General features: G+C 62.4%; 15 protein-coding genes and 1 pseudogene. 8 read left to right on the top strand and 8 right to left on the bottom strand.

Going from position 1 to position 19,827, the window contains the following annotated elements:
- Position 1: 1 nt before the first annotated feature.
- Positions 2-1,189 carry an MlaE family ABC transporter permease gene (locus AC04SG_RS06240; RefSeq protein WP_488550313.1) on the bottom strand — a complete coding sequence of 396 codons (1,188 nt, stop codon included), beginning with the start codon at positions 1,187-1,189 and terminating at the stop codon, positions 2-4.
- A gap of 77 nt (positions 1,190-1,266) precedes the next feature.
- Between AC04SG_RS06240 and dgcA the strand changes: the two genes are divergently transcribed.
- Positions 1,267-2,250 carry an N-acetyl-D-Glu racemase DgcA gene (gene dgcA, locus AC04SG_RS06245; protein ID WP_488550314.1) on the top strand — a complete coding sequence of 328 codons (984 nt, stop codon included), beginning with the start codon at positions 1,267-1,269 and terminating at the stop codon, positions 2,248-2,250.
- Here dgcA and AC04SG_RS06250 read toward each other — a convergent pair.
- Together AC04SG_RS06250 and AC04SG_RS06255 are read right to left on the bottom strand one after the other, a co-directional pair.
- Positions 2,221-3,435, bottom strand: a complete 1,215-nt coding sequence (locus tag AC04SG_RS06250; RefSeq protein WP_488550315.1) for an MFS transporter — start codon at positions 3,433-3,435, stop codon at positions 2,221-2,223. The genes dgcA and AC04SG_RS06250 overlap by 30 nt on opposite strands.
- Before the next feature lie 102 nt (positions 3,436-3,537).
- On the bottom strand, positions 3,538-4,353 hold the full coding sequence (locus AC04SG_RS06255) for a UDP-2,3-diacylglucosamine diphosphatase (protein ID WP_488550316.1): 816 nt from the start codon (positions 4,351-4,353) through the stop codon (positions 3,538-3,540).
- 119 nt (positions 4,354-4,472) lie between these two features.
- Between AC04SG_RS06255 and AC04SG_RS06260 the strand changes: the two genes are divergently transcribed.
- The 3 genes from AC04SG_RS06260 (at position 4,473) to AC04SG_RS06270 (ending at position 9,215) form a co-directional block, all read left to right on the top strand.
- The gene (locus tag AC04SG_RS06260; RefSeq protein WP_488550317.1) at positions 4,473-5,252 is read left to right on the top strand and encodes an SDR family oxidoreductase; all 780 of its coding nucleotides are present in this window, start codon (positions 4,473-4,475) and stop codon (positions 5,250-5,252) included.
- A gap of 175 nt (positions 5,253-5,427) precedes the next feature.
- Entirely contained in the window at positions 5,428-7,752 is a 2,325-nt protein-coding gene (locus tag AC04SG_RS06265; protein ID WP_488550318.1) for an NADP-dependent malic enzyme, read from the top strand.
- Positions 7,753-8,000: 248 nt separating this feature from the next.
- Positions 8,001-9,215: a DUF2865 domain-containing protein gene (locus AC04SG_RS06270; RefSeq protein ID WP_488550319.1), complete on the top strand. Its 1,215-nt coding sequence runs from the start codon at positions 8,001-8,003 to the stop codon at positions 9,213-9,215.
- On the opposite strand, the gene gltX is transcribed toward AC04SG_RS06270, so the two are convergent.
- Both gltX and AC04SG_RS06280 read right to left on the bottom strand, forming a co-directional pair.
- Complete coding sequence (gltX, locus tag AC04SG_RS06275; protein WP_488550320.1) at positions 9,133-10,506, bottom strand: glutamate--tRNA ligase; 1,374 nt, start codon at positions 10,504-10,506, stop codon at positions 9,133-9,135. The two genes, AC04SG_RS06270 and gltX, sit on opposite strands and share 83 nt — an antisense overlap.
- A 107-nt stretch (positions 10,507-10,613) precedes the next feature.
- Positions 10,614-10,742: a hypothetical protein gene (locus AC04SG_RS06280; protein WP_488550321.1), complete on the bottom strand. Its 129-nt coding sequence runs from the start codon at positions 10,740-10,742 to the stop codon at positions 10,614-10,616.
- Between the two features lie 576 nt (positions 10,743-11,318).
- On the opposite strand from AC04SG_RS06280, the gene AC04SG_RS06285 reads away from it, so the two are divergent.
- The 3 genes from AC04SG_RS06285 to AC04SG_RS06295 all read left to right on the top strand — a co-directional run bounded on the left by AC04SG_RS06285 (position 11,319) and on the right by AC04SG_RS06295 (position 16,437).
- Positions 11,319-15,092, top strand: a complete 3,774-nt coding sequence (locus AC04SG_RS06285) for a vitamin B12-dependent ribonucleotide reductase (protein WP_488550322.1) — start codon at positions 11,319-11,321, stop codon at positions 15,090-15,092.
- Positions 15,093-15,396: 304 nt separating this feature from the next.
- The gene (locus tag AC04SG_RS06290; protein WP_488550323.1) at positions 15,397-16,125 is read left to right on the top strand and encodes a hypothetical protein; all 729 of its coding nucleotides are present in this window, start codon (positions 15,397-15,399) and stop codon (positions 16,123-16,125) included.
- A 105-nt stretch (positions 16,126-16,230) separates the two neighbouring features.
- On the top strand, positions 16,231-16,437 hold the full coding sequence (locus tag AC04SG_RS06295; protein WP_488550324.1) for a type II toxin-antitoxin system HicB family antitoxin: 207 nt from the start codon (positions 16,231-16,233) through the stop codon (positions 16,435-16,437).
- 6 nt (positions 16,438-16,443) lie between these two features.
- Here the strand turns inward: AC04SG_RS06295 and AC04SG_RS06300 are convergent, their stop codons facing one another.
- Together AC04SG_RS06300 and AC04SG_RS06305 are read right to left on the bottom strand one after the other, a co-directional pair.
- Entirely contained in the window at positions 16,444-16,995 is a 552-nt protein-coding gene (locus AC04SG_RS06300) for a hypothetical protein (protein ID WP_488550325.1), read from the bottom strand.
- A gap of 78 nt (positions 16,996-17,073) precedes the next feature.
- Positions 17,074-18,048 carry a DUF3592 domain-containing protein gene (locus AC04SG_RS06305; protein WP_488550326.1) on the bottom strand — a complete coding sequence of 325 codons (975 nt, stop codon included), beginning with the start codon at positions 18,046-18,048 and terminating at the stop codon, positions 17,074-17,076.
- Positions 18,049-18,225: 177 nt separating this feature from the next.
- Here AC04SG_RS06305 and AC04SG_RS06310 point away from each other — a divergent pair, with 177 nt between their 5' ends.
- The gene (locus AC04SG_RS06310) at positions 18,226-19,167 is read left to right on the top strand and encodes a phosphoribosylaminoimidazolesuccinocarboxamide synthase (RefSeq protein WP_477408175.1); all 942 of its coding nucleotides are present in this window, start codon (positions 18,226-18,228) and stop codon (positions 19,165-19,167) included.
- 28 nt (positions 19,168-19,195) lie between these two features.
- On the opposite strand, the pseudogene AC04SG_RS06315 reads toward AC04SG_RS06310, so the two are convergent.
- Positions 19,196-19,803, bottom strand: a pseudogene (locus AC04SG_RS06315) (class I SAM-dependent DNA methyltransferase).
- Positions 19,804-19,827 lie beyond the last annotated feature (24 nt).

Consider the following 19,827-nt stretch of genomic DNA (forward strand, 5'->3'; position numbering starts at 1 on the left):
GTCAGAACTCGATCGAGGCGTAGAAGATGGCAAAAAGACCGTCGAGGATGATGACGACAAAGATCGACTTCACCACCGAGGCGGTGACGTGCAGGCCCAGCGATTCGGCGCTGCCGCCGACTTTCATGCCTTCGACGGAGGCAATGATACCGATGATCATGGCCATGAACGGCGCCTTGATCAGCCCTGCGAATATGGTGCTGATATCGATCGCGCCGCGCAGACGATCGATGAAAGCGGACGGCTGAATGCCGGCATAGAGCCAGGCGGCGATGATGCCGCCGCCAAGGGCTGCAAAATTGGCGATGATCGTGAGACAGGGCAGCGCGATCACCAGCGCCACCAGGCGTGGAAACACCAGCACGCCGATCGGGTTGAGGCCGATGACCTTCAGCGCGTCGACCTCCTCGCGCATCTTCATCGAGCCGATCTCGGCGGTGATGGCGCTGCCGGAGCGGCCTGCGATCATGATTGCGGTCATCAGCACGCCGAGTTCGCGCAGGATTAGCACGCCGACCAGGTCGACAACGAAGATGTTGGCGCCGAAATAGTTGAGCTGGTAGGCGCCCTGCTGGGCGACGATGGCGCCGACGATGGCCGACATCAGCACCACCACCGGTATGGCGCCGACACCCATGCGATCGATCTGGTTGAAGATCGCCGCCGGGTTGATGGCATGGCCGCGCCCGAGCTTCATCTGCGCGCCGCCGATGGTCGCGCCGAGGATGTTCATCGAGGCGAGGAAATCGTCGCGCATCTCATAGACGCGGCGGCCGACCGCCTCCAGCCCGCGCATGATGATGTTGGGGCGCCTTACACGACCCGATTCGGGCTCGCGCCGGACGGCTTCGCCGACGGCGCCGAGCAGGATCGAGGCGACATCGCTTTGCCCCTGCATCTTGATCTCGACACCCTTCTTCTCGAACACGCTGGCCAGGCGGTCGATCAGCCAGGCTCCGGCGGTGTCAATCTTCTCGATATGGGAAAGGTCCAATGCCAGCGTCTGAAAGCCTTTGCGCTGTTCGATCTTGCGCATCTCGGCATCGATCAGCGCAACTGTCGATGTCGTCCAAATTCCCGAGAAAGCGCAGCCGAGGACGCCGCCCTCCTCGCCGACCGCGATGCGGGGCTGGTGGTCGGCCTCCTTGGCGGCGTTGCCGCTTGCGTCGCGTTTGCCGATGGTCAACATGGCGTCCTGTTTAGCCTGACGGGTCGTAGCTGTCGATTTGCCGACGACGCGTTGTCGCATAGCTGGAGCAGAAAATTATGGCGCGTGTCATTTCGGTTGAGGCCGAGCGCTTTCCCATTGCCGGCATCTTCACCATCTCGCGCGGATCGAAGACCGAAGCCGAAGTCATCACCTGCACGATCAGCGATGGGGACAATCGCGGCTGGGGCGAGTGCGTCCCCTACAAGCGCTATGGCGAGACCATGGATGGCGTGCGCGACGCCATCCAGGCGATGCGCCGGCAGATAGAAGACGGCATCAGCCGGACCGCGTTGCTTGATGTGATGCCGGCGGGTGCTGCCCGCAACGCCATCGACTGCGCCTTGTGGGACCTGGAGGCGAAGATGAGCGGCATGGCGGTGGCGGACGCCATCCACGCCGTGTCCTTGTCGGCGCTGGAGACGGCCTACACGCTGTCGCTGGGCGAGCCGGAGGCGATGGCCGCGCAAGCGCGCGCCAATGCCGGGCGGCCGCTGCTCAAGGTCAAGATCGGCGGCGACAACGACATGGCCCGCATCCGCGCCGTGACCGAAGCGGCGCCCGGCAGCCGCATCATCCTCGACGCCAATGAAGGCTGGACCGATGACAGCATCGTCGCGAATCTCGCCTTCGCCGCGGAGTACGGAATTACCCTGATCGAACAGCCGCTCCCCGCCGGCCATGATGCCATTTTGCGCCACATCGCGCATCCCGTGCCGATCTGCGCAGACGAGAGCGTGCACGAGGCGAAGGACCTCGAAGCCCTCGTCGGCCTCTATGACGCCGTCAACATCAAGCTCGACAAATCCGGCGGCCTGACTGCTGCGCTTACCCTGCGCGACCGCGCTCGCGAACTGGGTTTTGAGGTGATGGTCGGCTGCATGGTCGGCACCTCGCTGGCGATGGCCCCGGCGGTGCTTTTGGCGCAAGGCGCCGAGTTCGTCGATCTCGACGGTCCACTGCTTTTGGCGCGCGACCGGCAGCCCGGGCTCGTCTACGAGGGGTCGCTCGTCTCACCGCCTGACAGGATGCTGTGGGGCTGAGCGCGCGGCGAGCCCGATCAGCGCCAGGCCGATGAAGGCGATCGGGATCATCGCCAGGAAGCCGCCAACGCCGTAGCGCTCGTAAAGCGGGCCGGAAGCCAGCGTCACCGCTGCCATGAAGAAGCCGTTGAAGAAATAGGCGATGCCCTGCGCGGCACCCGTGCGCTCTTCCGAAACGGTCTCGCCGATCATCTTCTGCAGGCCGATCAGCACCATCGCCACCGACACCGAATGCAAGGTCTGGACGCCGAAGAAGCCGATAACGCCAAGCCCGAGCGGCCAGATCAGCGGAAAGGCGATCCAGCGCACGATGGAGCCGATGCCGGCGATCAGCATCACCTTGACGACCGATACGGAGGCGAAAATGCGATTGAAAAACAAAAACATGCAGACTTCGGCTACGACGCCCCAGGCCCACAGCAGGCCAATGACGGAGCCGCTGATGCCGATCGACTTCCAGTAGATGGAGACAAAGCCGTAGAGGAAGGCATGGCTGGCGGTGATGATGCCGACACCGAGGGTGAAATAGAGGAAGTACGGATTGAGAAGGCTGGGCGCCGAATGCTGGATGTCGGTGGCGGACAGCGGCGAGGCCCGGCGTGGGCGGCCAAGGCGGGGCGCCAGCAGCCCGGCGACGAGTGCGGCCGCAAGCGAGACGAAAATGATCACCGGCACGGCCTGCACACTTGTCCAGTACAGGATGAAACCGCCCGCGGCATTGGCGCAGAGATAGGAGATCGAGCCCCATTTGCGCATGGCGGTGTAGTTGGAGCCGAAGCGGCGCACGCCCGACAGCGCCAATGAATCGGCAATTGGCGAATGCGGCGTCCACACCACCGTCAGCGCAAGCGAAACGGCCAGCACCATGGCGTAGGTCGGCTTAAGGAAATAGCCAGCGGAAAGCACCATGGTCGCGGCCACCAGCGCGATATAGACATCGGCCCTGTCCTTCGCGCGGTCGGCAAGCGCGGTGAGCAGCGGCGTTGTCACCACGCGCAAAAACATCGGCGCGGCCAGGATGATGGCGATCTGCTCGGCATGAAAACCCTGGGCCTGCAGCCAGAGCGGGAAATACGGCAGATGCGTTCCCAGCGACACGAAGAGTGTCGCGAATATCAGGCTCATGCGCAGTTCGAAATGGCGCGGCTTGACAAGTTGTTCGGGAGACAGTGGCGGCAGCGACATGAATCGATCCAATTACGCTGCACAAAGGGCTGCAACGCAGATCGACCCCTTAACATGAGGCAATGCGGTCCGAAACTGCCTGGACTAACCGATTAACCGGGGTCACGCCGCTTCAACGACCCTGTCGTCGATCAGCATCGGGATGAAGGGCTCGTCCGGCGCTTCGGGCAGGATTTTCGCCCAGTTGATGATCTCCATCCGGCCGTCGAAATGCTCGACCACAGCCGTGCAGCTCTCCACCCAGTCGCCGGTGTTGATGTACTGCACATCGCCGTAACTCTCGATTACGGCATGATGGATGTGACCGCAGATGACGCCGTCGACATGCGAGCGGCGCGCCTCGTCGGAGAGCACGGTCTGGAACGAGCCGATGAAATTGACCGCCCTCTTGACCCTTCCCTTTGCCCAGGACGAGAACGACCAGTAGGGAAGGCCGAGCAGATGGCGAAGCTTGGTCACCACGCGATTGACCATCATGGCCGCGTCATAGGCGTAGTCGCCGAGATAGGCCAGCCAGCGCTGGTTGTGGACGACGGTGTCGAACTGGTCGCCATGGATGACCAGCAGGCGCCTGCCGTCGGCGGTTTCGTGGATGGCACGATCGGCAACGACGATGCCGCCGAAATGCACGCCCTGGAATTGGCGCGCGAACTCGTCGTGATTGCCGGCGATGTAGGTGATCGAGGTGCCCTTGCGCGCCTTGCGCAGCAGCTTCTGGACAACGTCATTGTGGCTTTGCGGCCAATGCCAGTTGCGCCGCAGCCGCCAGCCGTCGACGATGTCGCCGACGAGATAGATGATATCGGCGTCGTGATACCGCAGGAAATCGATCAGGAACTCGGCCTTGGCCGCCTTCGATCCGAGATGCAGGTCGGAAATGAACATGCTGCGGAAAGTGCGGGTTTCTGTGCTGGACATCAGATCGTCACCGTTGCTTTCGCGCAGGCTATGCCCCGATTCATGCAACAACCGTATGACGGTTGCGATTGGGCCAGCCAAAGTACTAGCCTGCCGCGCCAATCAACGGAGAAATCGGCATGGATCTCGGTATCAGGGGCAAGAAGGCCATTGTCTGCGCATCGAGCAAGGGGCTGGGCCGCGGTTGCGCCATGGCGCTGGCCGAGGCCGGCTGCGATCTCGTCGTAAACGGCCGCAATGCCGAACTGGTGGCGAAAACCGCTGCCGAACTGCGCGAACGCTACGGCGTGAAGGTGACGGAGATCGTCGGTGACGTCTCGAAACCCGACGTGCAGAAGGCGCTGCTGGCAGCCTGCCCCGACCCCGATATCCTGGTCAACAACAATGGCGGTCCGCCGCTGCGCGATTTCCGCGAGCTCGACCGCACGAAGATCCTCGAAGGCGTGACGCAGAACATGGTGACGCCGATCGAGCTGGTGCAGGCCGTCATCGACGGAATGGCAGCGCGTGGCTTCGGCCGCGTCGTCAACATCACCTCGCTGTCGGTCTATGTGCCGATCCCCGGCCTCGACCTTTCGTCCGGCGCGCGCGCCGGCCTGACCTCGTTCCTGGCCGGCGTGGCGCGCACGGTGATCGACCGCAATGTCACCATCAACAGCCTGCTGCCGGGCAAGCTGGACACCGACCGGCTGCGCGGCCCGCATGAGGCCGGCACGACGGAAGACCCGGCCGCCGCTGCCACGCGCAAGACCCGCATCAGCGCCGACGTCCCGGCCAAGCGGCTCGGCACGCCGGAAGAATTCGGCCAGATCTGCGCCTTCCTGTGCTCGGTCCATGCCGGCTATCTCACCGGCCAGAACATCCCGGTCGATGGCGGCCTCTACGTCAGCGCCTTTTGACCGACGCGCCTGCGAAGCAGCAGGAGTCGTTCGCGATGAAATCGGCATAAGCATCTGATGCAACGGGACTTTCGACGCGCCGCGGCAGAAAGCTGACGACGCGTCATTTAGCGTCGCGACAAACCTTGGCCGCATGCTAAAAGACTCGTCAAAGCAGTTTCGAGGGAGCGGCCGCATGGAAGGCGAGAACAAGAAAACGGCACGTTCGGACCTCGACGAAGCCGCCCTCTACTTCCACAAGCATCCACGACCGGGAAAGCTGGAGATCCAGGCAACCAAGCCGCTCGGCAACCAGCGCGACCTGGCGCTGGCCTATTCGCCCGGTGTCGCCGCACCCTGCCTTGAAATCCGCGACAATCCGGCGACCGCCGCCGACTATACGGCGCGCGCCAATCTGGTCGGCGTCGTCTCCAACGGCTCGGCCGTGCTCGGTCTCGGCAATATCGGCCCGCTCGCCTCCAAGCCGGTGATGGAAGGCAAGGCGGTGCTGTTCAAGAAATTCGCCGGGATCGACGTCTTCGACATCGAGATCGACGCGCCCGGCATCGAGCGCATGGTCGAGACGATCGCCGCACTGGAACCGACCTTCGGCGGCATCAACCTCGAGGACATCAAGGCGCCGGAATGTTTTGAGGTCGAGGAACAACTGAAGGCCCGGATGGGCATTCCCGTCTTCCACGACGACCAGCATGGCACCGCCATCATCGTCGCCGCCGCCGTGCTCAACGGGCTGGAGTTCGCCGGCAAGACCATTTCGGACATCAAGATCGTCACCTCAGGAGCGGGTGCTGCGGCGCTCGCCTGCCTCAACCTTCTGGTCTCGCTCGGCGCAAAGGTCGAAAACATCTGGGTCACCGACCGTTTCGGCGTCGCCTACAAGGGCCGCACCGACGAGATGGACCGCTGGAAAGACCCCTATGTGAAGGATACCGAGGCGCGCACGCTGGCGGACGTGATCCCGGGCGCCGACGTCTTCCTCGGCCTGTCGGCCGCCGGCGTGCTGAAGCCGGAACTGCTTGCACATATGGCCCCGAAGCCGCTGATCCTGGCGCTGGCCAACCCCAATCCCGAGATCATGCCGGAGGCGGCGCGCGCGGCCCGGCCTGACGCGATGATCTGCACCGGCCGCTCCGATTTTCCCAATCAGGTCAACAACGTACTGTGCTTTCCTTACATCTTCCGCGGCGCGCTGGACTGCGGTGCCAGCGCCATCAATGAGGAGATGAAGATGGCAGCGGTCAGGGCGATTGCAGCCCTTGCCCGCGAAGAGCCGTCCGACGTTGCGGCGCGCGCCTACTCCGGCGAGACGCCGATCTTCGGGCCGGACTTCCTGATCCCCTCGCCCTTCGACCCGCGCCTGATCCTGCGCATCGCGCCGGCGGTGGCAAAAGCCGCCTGCGATGCCGGCGTCGCGACAAGGCCGATCACCGACTTCGCCGCCTATATCGACCAGCTCAACCGCTTCGTCTTCCGCTCCGGCCTGGTGATGAAGCCGGTGTTTTCGTCAGCCAAGGCGTCGACCGCCAAGCGCGTCATCTACGCCGATGGCGAAGATGAGCGCGTGCTGCGCGCAGCCCAGGTGGTGCTGGAGGAAGGCATCGCCGAACCGATCCTGATCGGCCGCCCGCATGTCATCGAGGTCAGGCTGAAGCGCTATGGCCTGCGCATCAAGCCGGGCGTCGATTTCGGCCTGATCAACCCGGAGGACGATCCGCGCTACCGCCACTATGTCGATCTCCTGATCGAGCTCGCCGGCCGGCGCGGCGTCACGACAGAAGCAGCGCGCACCATGGTGCGCACCGACAATACGGTGATCGCGGCACTGGCGCTGAAGCGCGGCGATGCCGACGCCATGGTCTGCGGGCTCGAAGGCCGTTTCGAGCGGCATCTGCGCAATGTGACGCTGGTCATCGGCGCGCGCCCCGGCGTCAAGGACCGCGACCTGTCGACGCTGTCGATGCTGATCTCGCAGCGCGGCATCATCTTCCTGACCGATACCCATGTCTCGGTCGACCCGACGGCGGAAGAGATCGCCGAAATGACCATTCTGGCCGCGGAGGAAATCCAGCGCTTCGGCATCGAGCCCAAGGCAGCGCTGTTGTCGCATTCGGATTTCGGCTCGCGCGATTCACCCAGCGCGCTGAAGATGCGGCAGGCGGCGGCAATCCTGGCGCGCGTTGCGCCCGACCTGCAATGCGACGGCGAAATGCATGCCGACACCGCTCTGTCGGAGCATCTTCGCCAACGCGTCTACCCGCATTCACGGCTGAAGGGCGAAGCCAATCTGCTGGTGTTCCCGAACCTCGATTCCGCCAACATCACGCTCAGCGCGCTGAGGACGATGATGGATGCGCTGCATGTCGGCCCGATCCTGCTCGGCACCGACAAGCCAGCGCATATTCTGACGCCATCGGTGACCTCGCGCGGTGTCGTCAACATGACGGCGCTGGCCGTGGTCGAGGCGGCGCACAAGGCGCAGGCGGTGGTCGATTTCAGCTGAGCCTTCAGGCCGGCGCAAAGCGGTAATCGTGGTCATGCCAGGTCCCCGGTTCATTCCTGGATCGAGGGATAATTCCAGGGCGATTGTGCCTTTTTCATGCACCGGCGAGATGGCGCAGTTGCCGGCCTTATCCGAACGTCTCGTGCACCTCGTCTATGGGCTAAGACCATCTTTGGTTGTAGATTGAGGGAACAGTTAACCGCGAATCCGGTAGCATCGCGACAGGCAGGCAAGCGGGGTCTCTGGTAATGACGGGCGGCGGAAGGTGGAAGCTGACGCACATGGCTGCGCTGCTTGGCGCGCTTGTGCTTTCGGCCGTCGCCACCACCGAGCCGCAAGCCGCTTCGCGCGTCTGCCGGCAGCTGGAAGCCGAGCTTGCTTCTGCATCCAATGGCGGCGGCAAGTCCGGCATGGTGCGGAAATATGACAACGCCATCGCCCGCCAGCGCGAGCAGCTCGACAAGGTGCGCGGCCGCGCGAGCGATGCGAATTGCGGCTTTTCGCTGTTTTCGCGCAACGTCAGCGAATGTGCAGCCCTCAACAGATCCATCGATCGCATGAACGCCAATCTCGACGCGCTGCAAGCCAAGCGCGCCCAGTTTGCCGGCGGCGGCTCGCGGCGCGACCGCGGCCGCATCCTGGCCGCGCTCGACGCCAATGGCTGCCGCGACGAGCCGGTTGCGCCGCGACGGCAGGAGCCGGTCCAGGAAGCCAGCCGCGAACCGGATGACGGCAATCTGTTCGACCAGCTTTTCGGCGGCAACCGGCAGGTCGACACGCTTGACACGCTCGACGAGCCCGACGATCCCGGCGAGGAGCGCAATGTGCGCCGCGTGCTCAACCAGCCCGGCGTTCCGGATTTCCCGGCGGTCGGCGGGGAGTTCCATACGAGCTGCGTGCGCACCTGCGACGGCTATTTCTTCCCGATGTCGAATTCGGCCTCGCTCGGCGATTTCGAGCGCGACCAGAAGAACTGCGAATCGAGCTGCCCAGGCACCGAGATGCAGGTGTTCTATTCAAGCGGCATGGATGACGATTCGGCCAACATGACCTCGTCGGTAACCGGCAGGCCCTACAGCGAATTGCCGACGGCCTATCTCTACAAACAGCCCAACATGTCGCGGCCGCCGGCCTGCGGCTGCAATGCGCAGGCTGGAAATTTCGAGATCATCGGCGGCAACCCGCCGCCGCCCGAGCAATCGCAGCCTGATGTTGAGACGACGCCGTTCGTTCCGCTGCCGGCGGCAAAGCCCGATCCGGGCGCCGATCCTGAGACGCTGGCTAACATGCAAGGCGGGCTCGACCGCGACACCATCAAGCGACTTGCCGTCAAACCGGTGGTGTCGCCGGTTTCGCTGATCCCGCCCGACCAGCGCAAGGTCAGGGTCGTCGGGCCAGCGTTCCTTCCCGACCCAGCAGCGGCAATAGATCTGCAAGCTCCGGCCCGGAAGCAAGTCCGGTAAGCGCCAGCCTCAGCGGCATGAACAGAGCCTTGCCCTTGCGGCCGCTGGCTTCCCTGATCCTGGCCGTCCAGTCCTTCCAGACAGTGCCGGTCCATGGCTCTTCCGGCAACAGGTCGAAGGCCTGCTGCAGGAAGTCGCGATCCTCGTCGGAAAACTCCGGCGCCGGCTGCGGTCCGTCGGCAAGGATACGCCACCAGCCGACCGCATCGCTCAGCCGGTCGAGATTGCCGCGCACCGCCAGCCAGAAGGGCTCGGCCTTGTCGCCGGAGATGCCGAGCACGATCAGCCGGTCCTGCGCCTCGGAAAACGGCATATGATGCATGAGCGCGCGGTTGAGCACGAACAGCTCGTCCGGGTCGAATTTTGCCGCCGATTTCGAGGTGGCCGCAGGGTCGAAGCGCTCGGCCAGTGCCGGCATGTCATACATGGCCGCAACATTTTCCGACGTGCCGACAAGCACGGCGAGCGAAGCGACCGCCATGGGCTCAATGCCGTCTTCGCGCAGGCTTTCGATCGACAGCGCACCGCTGCGCTTCGACAGACCCTCGCCCGATGCCGTGGTCAACAGATTGTGGTGGCCGAAGACCGGCGGCTCGGCACCCAGCGCCTTGAACAGCGCGATCTGCACGCCGGTGTTGGTGACGTGGTCGTCGCCGCGGATGACGTGGCTGACCCCCATCTCGATATCATCCACCACCGAAGGCAGCGTGTAGAGATAGGTGCCGTCCTCGCGCCGCAGTACCGGATCGGACAGCGAGGCCAGATCAACGGTCTCCTCACCGCGCACGAGATCATTCCAGTGGATTTCGGTGCGTTCCGGCTGCAGCGGGTCGCTGGTGAAGTTGGGCAGCAGGAAACGCCAGTGCGGCCGGCGGCCATCCGACCGATACTCGGCGATCTGCTGCTGCGAAAGCGTCAGCGCCTCGCGGCCATAGACCGGCGGCAGGCCGCGCGTGCGGCGCACCTTGCGACGCAGGTCGAGCTCCTCAGGGGTTTCGTAGCAAGGATAAAGCACGCCGGCCGCCTGCAGCCGCTCAACCACCGCATCATAAGCCTCGAAGCGCCGCGACTGGTATTCGGTGGCATCGGGGAAAATCCCCAGCCAGTGCAGGTCGTAGAGGATGGCGTCTGAAAATTCCTGCTTCGAGCGGGCAATGTCGGTGTCGTCGAAGCGCTGGATGAAACGGCCCTTGTTGTTCATGGCAAACAGCCAGTTGAACAAGGCGGTGCGGGCATTGCCGATATGAATGCGGCCGGTTGGTGAAGGGGCAAAACGGACGGTAACTGTCATGGGGGGGGGCGTAACGGATGCTCTCAGAATTGACAAGACGCGCCCCCGCGCGACGCGCAAGACATAATGCACGCCAGCTAAAATGAAAAGGCTAAGAACGCCGGCGCTTACCCCTCGCCGCGGCGCCAGCCCAGGCGCGTCTCGATGCGGCTGGCGCTTTGCCTGACCAGAGCGGTCAGATCGGGGTCTTTCTGCCTGAGCTTCAGGTCGGGCACGACGATCGAGATCGTCGCCAAGCGAATTCTGCCCAGGCGGTTTTCTGTCCCCGTTATCCACATATGTGACACACAAGATGTTGGGGTCACAAAAGCTACGTAAACGAATCCTTGACGACGCAAACCGAGTCGCCTTTTATGTGCCATGTGCTCTTGTTGAGGGCGCGACCGGAGAGTTTCGAGCCCGGTCTTTTTTCCCGGATTTTGTGCGTTTTTGCCCAGATTTCCGCCTGTTTACGAGGCTGGCGGAAGCGTTGGGACCGTGGGGCTTGGGTGACGAAAGGGAGAATTGTCGGACTGGAAAAAATCATCTGTTAACACTATATTTAGTGTTTGCAGGCAGTCTCGACGCTAGATAATGTGAACCTCCCTCGAACGAGGGAATCGATCAAAGTTTCAGTTGAGGACCCGCAAGGGTCGGTCTGCAGCCCGGGCAAACGCTGGGGAAGGCGTATTGCTGTCTGCATGCCGGCACTTGCGAAAAGGAGAGTGCCGGCGCTGCTCGCAATGCCGGCAAACGGCGGACTGCGTTTTTCAGCTTGTGGGGCAGAAATCCCTGGGGAAAAGCGCTATATATAGACAAAAGGGACCGGACCAATGCGCATCGAGCGTCGCTTCACCAAGCCAGGACAATCAGCCTATGCGGAGATCGAATTCCGCAAGGCGCTTTCGGAGATCAAGAATCCGGATGGCTCGGTGGTGTTCCGTCTCGATAACATCGATGTGCCGGCGCAATTCTCGCAGGTTGCCGCCGACATCCTGGCGCAGAAGTATTTCCGCAAGGCCGGCGTGCCTGCGCGCCTGAAGAAGGTCGAGGAGAACGACGTTCCCTCCTTCCTGTGGCGCTCTGTCGCCGATGAGGCCGAACTGGCGAAGCTGCCGGAAGCCGAGCGCTACGGTTCCGAGATCGATGCCCGCCAGGTGTTCGACCGGCTGGCCGGCACCTGGACCTACTGGGGCTACAAGGGCGGCTACTTCAAGTCGGAAGACGACGCTCTCGCCTTCCGCGACGAGCTTGCCTACATGCTGGCCACCCAGCGCGTGGCGCCGAACTCGCCGCAATGGTTCAACACCGGCCTGCACTGGGCGTACGGCATCGATGGTCCGAGCCAGGGCCACTATTATGTCGACCCGTTCACCGGCAAGCTGACCAAGTCGAAATCCTCCTACGAGCATCCGCAGCCGCATGCCTGCTTCATCCAGGGCGTGCAGGACGATCTCGTCAACGAAGGCGGCATCATGGACCTGTGGGTGCGCGAAGCGCGCCTGTTCAAATACGGCTCCGGCACCGGCTCCAACTTCTCGCTGCTGCGCGGCGAGGGCGAAAAGCTGTCGGGCGGCGGCCGCTCGTCCGGCCTGATGAGCTTCCTCAAGATCGGCGACCGCGCGGCGGGCGCCATCAAGTCGGGCGGCACGACGCGCCGCGCGGCGAAAATGGTCATTGTCGACGCCGACCATCCCGATATCGAGGAATTCATCGACTGGAAGGTCAATGAAGAGCAGAAGGTCGCCTCGCTGGTGACCGGCTCCAAGATCGTCAAGAAGCATCTCGAAGCGATCATGAAGGCCTGCATCAATTGCGAAGGCAATGCCGACGATTGCTTCGACCCGGCGCTCAACTCCGCGCTGAAGCGCGAGATCAAGGCGGCCAAGAAGTCTGCGGTGCCGGAGAACTACATCTACCGCGTCATCCAGTTCGCCAAGCAGGGCTACACGTCGATGTCGTTCAAGACCTACGACACCGACTGGGATTCGGATGCCTACCTGACCGTCTCCGGCCAGAACTCCAACAATTCGGTGTCACTGAAGGACAATTTCCTGCGCGCCGTCGAGGACGATGCCGACTGGCACCTCACCGCCCGCAAGGACGGCAAGGTCTTGAAGACGCTCAAGGCACGCGACCTCTGGGAAAAGATCGGCTACGCCGCCTGGGCGTCGGCTGACCCGGGTCTGCATTTCAACACGACGATGAATGACTGGCACACCTGCGCTTCGGCCGGTGCGATCCGGGCCTCCAACCCGTGCTCGGAATACATGTTCCTCGACGACACGGCCTGTAACCTCGCCTCGATCAATCTGCTGCCCTACCGCAATGCCGACGGCACGATCGACATCGCCGCCTACGAGCACACGGTGCGGCTGTGGACCGTCGTTCTCGAAATCTCGGTGATGATGGCGCAGTTCCCGTCGAAGGAGATCGCCAAGCAGTCCTACGAATACCGCACGCTCGGGCTCGGCTACGCCAACATTGGCGGCCTCTTGATGACGTCGGGCATTCCCTATGACTCCGACGAGGGCCGCGCCATTTGCGCCGCACTCACCGCCATCATGACCGGCATTGCCTATGCCACCTCGGCCGAGATGGCGTCGGAACTCGGCGCCTTCGCCGACTACGACCGCAATGCGCAGAACATGCTGCGCGTCATGCGCAACCATCGCCGCGCTGCCTATGGCGAAAAGGGCGGCTATGAGAAGCTCGCCGTCAATCCGGTGCCGCTGGTCGCTTCAGACCTGAAGCAGCAGGATCTGGCCGTTCACGCCAAGGCCGCCTGGGATCGCGCCATCGAGCTCGGCGAAGAGCATGGCTACCGCAATGCGCAGGCGACCGTGATCGCGCCGACCGGCACGATCGGCCTCGTCATGGATTGCGACACCACCGGCATCGAGCCCGACTTCGCGCTGGTGAAGTTCAAGAAGCTCGCCGGCGGCGGCTATTTCAAGATCATCAACCGCGCCGTGCCGGAAGCGCTACGCACGCTGGGCTATTCCGAAAGCCAGATCGCCGAGATCGAGGCCTATGCGGTCGGCCACGGCAACATGAACCAGGCGCCGGCGGTCAACCCCGGCTCGCTCAAGGCCAAGGGTTTTACCGATGAGAAGATCGCGGCGCTCAATGCGGCGCTGAAGTCGGCCTTCGACATCAAGTTCGTCTTCAACCAGTGGACGCTTGGCGCCGACTGGGTGAAGGAGACCTTTGGCTTCACCGACGAGCAGCTCAACGATTTCTCGTTCGAGATGCTGCCGGCGCTTGGCTTCTCCAGGAAGGACATCGAGGCCGCCAACATCCATGTCTGCGGTGCGATGACGCTGGAAGGCGCGCCCTTCCTCAAGCCTGAGCACCTGGCGGTGTTCGACTGCGCCAGCCCGTGCGGCAAGATCGGCAAGCGTTCGCTTTCGATCAACAGCCACATCCAGATGATGGCGGCGGCACAGCCCTTCATCTCGGGCGCCATCTCCAAGACCATCAACATGCCCAACGATGCGACGGTGGAAGACGCCAAGGGCGCCTACATGCTGTCGTGGAAGCTGGCGCTGAAGGCCAATGCGCTCTATCGCGACGGCTCGAAGCTGTCGCAGCCGCTGAATTCCTCGCTGCTCGCCGATGGCGAGGAGGACGAGGACGATGCGGTCGAGCAGCTGATCGCAGCACCTGCTGCAGCGCGCGCTGCGCAGATCACCGAGCGGATTGTCGAGCGCATCATCGAGCGCGTGTCGCGCGAGCAGGAGAAGCTGCCGGGACGCCGCAAGGGCTATACGCAGAAGGCCAAGATCGGTGGCAACACCATCTTCCTGCGCACCGGCGAATATGATGACGGCCGTCTCGGCGAGATCTTCATCGACATGAACAAGGAAGGCGCAACGCTGCGCGGCCTGCTCAACAACTTCGCCATCGCCATCTCGCTCGGTCTGCAGTACGGCGTGCCGCTCGACGAATATGTGCACGCCTTCACCTTCACCAAGTTCGAGCCGGCCGGCATGGTGCAGGGCAACGACGCCATCAAGAGCGCGACGTCGATCCTCGACTACGTGTTCCGTGAACTCGCTATCTCCTATCTCGGCCGCAACGACCTCGCCCATGTCGACCAGTCGGACTTTTCCAACACGGCACTGGGACGCGGCATCAGCGAAGGCAAGACGGATGCGGTCTCCAAAGGCCTGACCCGTGGCGCCTCGCCGGTGAAGCTGGTGTCGCGGGTGACCGGAAGCGAGCCGAAGGGCTTTGCCGGCGCCGGCACCCCTGCCCGCTCCGCACCCACCGCCTTCTCCGGCTCCAACGTGCTGGCGCTGAAGCCGGCCAGCGACGAGGCGGTTGCCTACAAGCGCGACTATGAAGAGCGGGCCAAGGAACTGGCCGAAGACATCGCCTTCGAGGAGGTTGTGGACGCGGCCGACGCCACCGCAGCACTGTTCACCGACGCCGCGGCCAACGAGGCGGCCGAGGCGAAGAAACTCGCCGCCGACCGCCGCGCCAAGTCACTGCTGCAAGGCTACACCGGCAACTCCTGCTCCGAGTGCCAGAATTTTACCATGGTGCGGAACGGGACTTGCGAGAAGTGCGATACGTGCGGCGCCACGAGCGGGTGCAGCTGAGGCGAACCTGGGCGCTAAACCGTAACATCATCGGCCCGGTCGTAAGATCGGGCCGAAATGGTAGAGGGAACAAAAAGGGTACAGCGTATAAGGATGTCTTTATGTGACATCCCTCAAAAACACCAAAGGCCGCCCCTTTCGGGTCGGCCTTTGGTGCCGCGAATAAGCCGAAGCCCACGCGGGGCGACGAGATCGGAATCCCATCTCCTGTAGCAAGGTTGTTATATGGAGATTCTGATCAGAGAGTCGAGAAGGCATCGGCAGCTAGTGTGACTTTAACTGCTCCGGAAAGGGCTTTTTCGTTATGAAGATCGAACCGAAAATTAGCGCTAATAAGTTGGTTGAATATTGTTTCGCTCGCTCCACGCGGCGAACCGCGATCATTGAAGACATCATCAAACCTAAGAACTTCCTCCTCGACACGCGCTACAACGAGATAGAGCGAGCAATGATGCATTTCATTGAAACTCACGGGCGGGATGACAGCCGACTATCTCAACTCGACAGGGCCTTATTATCGCGCCAACCTGCTACCTCGCACGATGAACAAAGGCTTCTTACAGCTCACGACGCTATTGAGCTTTGCCGGACTATGAGCTTGGACAAGCTGCCTACTGCTGCCAGATTAACCGGCATTTCAGATAGCCAGCCAAAATTCGCTCTTGCTGGTGTTTCTGTTAGCGTTCGACCGACAAACTCGGTCAAGATACCACAGACAGGAAAGGGAGAAGTCGGCTTCGGCTTGATCAAACCTTATCTCTGCAAAACACTACCGTTGTCGACAGAGACTTCGGCGCTGCATGGGGCACTTCTCCACTGGTACGCGGAGGAATGTTTCGAAGCTGCTGGAGAACCACGCGCAGAATTTTGTTTTGTGGTTGATGTGTTCGCTCAGAAGATTTTCGCCGCACCCGGAAGCTTCAGCCAGCGCAGAAAGCTGCTGGCAGCTTCATGCCAAGAGATCGCAGACAGGTGGCAGTCAATTCGGGCGAGGCTAATTGCTGACGAAGGGGCTAGCCGGAAACGGCATTAATAGTCACCCGGTAACGCTTATCTTCTCCCCTTGTTGTGGGAGAGGGTGAGCGGCACCGGGAACACCATAGCATCTTCAAGCAATCCGGTTTGAAGGAGTGACTGTATGCGCTACGCGGTAGTGATTGAAAAAGCAGGCGATAATTTCTCTGCTTATGTGCCAGACCTGCCCGGCTGCATCGCGACCGGCGCGACCGTGCCTGAGGTGGGAACCGAAATTCGCGACGCAATACGCTTCCATATCGAAGGTTTGCGCGCTGACGGGCTGGATGTGCCCAAAGGCGTCAGCCTCGCGGGGTACGTAGAGGCATAACCTACCCTACGGCACCACCCGCAGCGTCTGCTCATCAAACAGCGGCTCGTCCTGACCCACCCGGACGAACAGCACTTTGCGCCCCTCACTCGCCGGGACCTCGAAATACTGGATGCCGTCGGGCATTTCGCCCCAGTCGCCGCAGGGCGGTTCGGGGACCTCGTCATTGGCGGCTGCCTTCAGCTCCTTGGCGTAGGCGGCGTCGGGGCTGAATGTGTAGCGTTTGACGCCCGCGGGCGCGGTGCCCTCCGTGTAGGGCGTGAGCTCACAGCGGGCGCTGACGGCCTTGTCGGTCTTTTCCAGCAACAGGCGAAGCACGGCGGCCTCGGCGGTTTCGCCGGATTTGATGTCTAACACCTCGACCAGAGGATCGGGCGCGCCGTCGTCGCTGTATTTGATGGCCAGCGCGTTGCCGACAAATTCGAAATGGATCTGGCGGAAGCCGAAATCGCAGCGCTGCGCCCAGGCGGCCAGCCCGATCGTCTTGTCGGCCAGCTTTTCCCAGACGCATTTGTCGATCGGCGGGCGCGATGGCGCCGGCTCGTCCGCGTGTGCCACGGCTGATATCGCAGCGGATACAAACAGGGCACTGGCCCAGACAATCGATCTCATGGCGCTATTCATTGCTGCATCCTGTCAAAGTGAAGGCACGAGCCCGACCAGCCACGCCGCAGCACCAATGAAGCCAATCGAACAAACCCACAGCAGCCAGAGCCCGCGCACCCTGCATTCGAGCACTGATAAGGCCGGGTTGACGGGGTCATAGTGGACGTCGACCTCGCTGCCTTCGGCGTAGCGTTGCGACTGGCCCCGAACCAGGGCGGCCAGCGAAGCGGCGACAGCGGCGCCGAAGGTGACGCGGCTGGAACTGTAGCGCCGACCGGCAACCTCATAGCTGTAGACGATGCGAGACCGAAAGGCGCGGCGCCAGCGTTGGTAGCCGGCATCGATCCGGATCGTCTCAAGTCCCGAAGCATCGATGCGGCCAGCGGCAACCGGCCATTTTGTCGCCCGCCTTGCAAGCACCTTCTGAGCTATTCCCATGAGCAGGATGAACAGGCCCATGAAAAACAGAACCATCGCGATGCCGAGTTTTTCCGGCTTGGGCAGGAACGACCGGATCGCCTCCAGAACACCACCGGTGGAAAACACCAACACCGCGGAACCGATCACCAGCCCCGCAGACAGCTTGACCATGAATTTGAAGGCGCCGTCCGGCAAGGTGCGCTCGATCACCGCCTTGCTGGGGTCGGCCGGGTTATAAAACACCGTCACCTCGGCGCCTGTCGGAAACTGCGCCAGGGTTTCATCGACTTCGAAATTGCCAAGATTTTCCTTCACGCTGTAACGCGAGCCGCGATATTTCTTGCCGGCCACTTTGTATTCGAAGGTGATGGCGGGAAAATTCCTGACTTCGGTGACCTTCTCGCTGTCGGCGCCGACGCCCGACACCTTCACCTTGCGCGCCTCGACGCGCGACGAGATGATCTTGCCCGGCGTTGGCAACCAGTGGCTCATCGCCTGCACCTCGCGCCATTTGACGAAAGTGATGAGCGACAGCGCGGCCGCGACCACGCAGAAAAATCCGACGATCAGAAATTGCAGTTCCACCGCGTCCCCAATCCCCCAGGAGTGCAGGAAGCTTCAAATAGATAGCACGGCGACGGCATTGTCTTGTTTATTCGCAAAAGCCCAACCACCCTTCCTCGGGTATCGAAGCCCCGCCAACTTTGTTAAGAGTCGCCCCACCTCAAACTTGTCGGGAGCCACGAGACCAGGATGACAGCACTGCGCGTTCTTTCAGATGCCTTCATTCCGGAGCTCCCGAACCACTACAAAGGCAAGGTCCGCGAGAATTACGATCTGCCCGATGGCCGCCGCATCATCATCGCCACCGATCGGCTGAGCGCCTTCGATGTGATCCTGACCGCGATCCCGTTGAAGGGTGAACTGCTGACGCAAACGGCGCGCTACTGGTTCGAGGAAACCGCCGACATCTGCCCGAACCACGTGCTCGACTATCCCGACCCCAATGTCGTTGTCGGCACGAGGCTCGACATATTGCCGGTGGAAATCGTCGTTCGCGACTACCTCGCCGGCACCACCAGCACCTCAGTGCTGACGAAATACAAGAACGGTGAGCGCGACATGTACGGCATCCGCCTGCCGGACGGGTTGCGCGACAATGAGAAGCTGCCTCAGACCATCATCACGCCGACCAGCAAGGCGCTCGATGGCGGGCATGACGAGCCTTTGACGCGCGACGATATCCTGACGCGCGGCCTGTTGTCGGAAGAGCAGTGGGACACCGTCTCGCGCTATGCGCTGGCGCTGTTTGCGCGCGGCAAGGCGCTGGCCGCCAAACGCGGCCTGATCCTGGTCGACACCAAATACGAATTCGGCACGAACAAGGATGGCAGCATCATCCTTGCCGATGAAATCCATACGCCTGACTCAAGCCGCTACTGGCTCGCGGAAAGCTACAAACAGCGTTTCGAGGCTGGCGAGCGGCCACAGAGTTTCGACAAGGATTTTATCCGCGCCTGGGTCACGGCGCGTTGCGATCCCTACAAGGATCGTATCCCGAAAATCCCGGCCGAGCTGATCGAGCAGACGTCGCGGGTCTATACCCAGGCCTATGAAACCATCACCGGCAAAACCTTCGTCGCCGATACTTCGGGAAAGACGGTGCTGGACCGTATTCGCGAGAATTTGAGGCCTTACTTCTGACGGCGATTGCCTGGCGTTCCGCGGCGCGTCATGATGGCCTCACGGCCAGGAAGGTGGTCCACTCCTCGCGATCGCGGCCGACGTTGAATTCGTCCCCGACAAGCACCAGCCCGGCGCCTTCGAGACGGGCCGCGAAGTCGTCCCTGCGCCAGTAGACGGTATGATATTCGCCGCTTTTCTCGCCATCGCCAATGCGCATCGACACGAGGAAGGCGCCGCCCGGCCGCAGCGACCCTACTATCTTGGCAAGCACCTGGTCGGTCTGCTCGCGCGGCACATGGATCAGGACGCACAGGGCCAGCACCGCGTCATAGGGGCCGCCGAGATCGTCGGTGATGAGATCGAGACACTCACCGTGCTTGCCGCGTGCGGCCTGCAGCTCGAGAAACCGCTTTGTTGCGTCGGTGCGCCGACCTCGACGCCGAGCCCCTCGACGAAGTCCGCATCGTATCCGGGTCCCGATCCGACTTCCAGAATCCGGCCGCCTTTGCCGGCGATCGCCACAAGGCGCTTCAGCCATTTCTGTTCTCTCTGGTTCGGAACATGCCGCACCAGTGCATCGTAGCGTTCGGCATAGTCTTCATAGGCGTTGATGGTTTTGCGGCTCTTGGCCAGATCCTCGGACAGCACGGTCATCTTTCCTCCCTTGGTCGAAGAGCT

This window comes from Mesorhizobium sp. CNPSo 4684, from assembly GCF_057784315.1.